This window comes from Lysinibacillus sp. NPDC086135, from assembly GCF_044746345.1.
Classification (GTDB): domain Bacteria; phylum Bacillota; class Bacilli; order Bacillales_A; family Planococcaceae; genus Lysinibacillus.
Genome location: NZ_JBIVCA010000049.1, coordinates 1 through 1584, shown reverse-complemented (window position 1 = coordinate 1584; position 1584 = coordinate 1). Strand labels below are relative to the sequence as shown.

Here is a 1584-nt window from a genome sequence, read left to right as displayed (position 1 = left end):
ACGTACAGTGTGCGGATTTGCCTACACACACGCCTTACTGCTTGGACGCGCATATCCAACAGCGCGCTTACCCTATCCTACTGCGTCCCCCCATTTCTCAAACGGTGAGGAGGTGGTACAGGAATATCAACCTGTTGTCCATCGCCTACGCCTATCGGCCTCGGCTTAGGTCCCGACTAACCCTGAGCGGACGAGCCTTCCTCAGGAAACCTTAGTCATACGGTGGACGGGATTCTCACCCGTCTTTCGCTACTCATACCGGCATTCTCACTTCTAAGCGCTCCACCAGTCCTTCCGGTCTGACTTCAACGCACTTAGAACGCTCTCCTACCACTGACATCGTAGATGTCAATCCACAGCTTCGGTGAATCGTTTAGCCCCGATACATTTTCGGCGCAGCGTCACTCGACCAGTGAGCTATTACGCACTCTTTAAATGATGGCTGCTTCTAAGCCAACATCCTGGTTGTCTGTGCAACGCCACATCCTTTTCCACTTAACGATTACTTTGGGACCTTAGCTGGTGGTCTGGGCTGTTTCCCTTTTGACTACGGATCTTATCACTCGCAGTCTGACTCCCGTGTATAAATATCTGGCATTCGGAGTTTGTCTGAATTCGGTAAACCGGGATGGCCCCCTAGTCCAAACAGTGCTCTACCTCCAGTATTCTCATCACGAGGCTAGCCCTAAAGCTATTTCGGAGAGAACCAGCTATCTCCAAGTTCGATTGGAATTTCTCCGCTACCCACACCTCATCCCCGCACTTTTCAACGTGCGTGGGTTCGGGCCTCCAGTAAGTGTTACCTCACCTTCACCCTGGACATGGGTAGATCACCTGGTTTCGGGTCTACGACCACGTACTAATTCGCCCTATTCAGACTCGCTTTCGCTGCGGCTCCGCCTTCTAAAGCTTAACCTCGCACGTAATCGTAACTCGCCGGTTCATTCTACAAAAGGCACGCTATCACCCATTAACGGGCTCTAACTACTTGTAGGCACACGGTTTCAGGATCTCTTTCACTCCCCTTCCGGGGTGCTTTTCACCTTTCCCTCACGGTACTGGTTCACTATCGGTCACTAGGTAGTATTTAGCCTTGGGAGATGGTCCTCCCGGATTCCGACGGAATTTCACGTGTTCCGCCGTACTCAGGATCCACTCAGGAGAGAACGAACTTTCGACTACAGGGCTTTTACCTGCTCTGGCGGACCTTTCCAAGTCGCTTCATCTAACTCGCTCTTTTGTAACTCCGTATAGAGTGTCCTACAACCCCAAGAGGCAAGCCTCTTGGTTTGGGCTCTTCCCGTTTCGCTCGCCGCTACTCAGGGAATCGATTTTTCTTTCTCTTCCTCCAGGTACTTAGATGTTTCAGTTCCCTGGGTCTGCCTTCAAGACGCTATGTATTCACGTCAAGATACTACGCGATTAAACGTAGTGGGTTCCCCCATTCGGAAATCTCCGGATCAAAGCTCACTTACAGCTCCCCGAAGCATATCGGTGTTAGTGCCGTCCTTCTTCGGCTCCTAGTGCCAAGGCATTCGCCGTGCGCCCTTAATAACTTAACCAAGTTATTAAGCCTATAAAAAA

The 1584-nt window shown here is 51.1% G+C and carries 1 rRNA gene (only partly in view); it reads right to left on the bottom strand.

Annotated features, from left to right (window positions below):
- Positions 1-1562: ribosomal RNA gene (locus tag ACIPKN_RS26840) — 23S ribosomal RNA — on the bottom strand (it extends 1465 nt beyond the left edge of the window).
- Between the last annotated feature and the right edge of the window lie 22 nt (positions 1563-1584).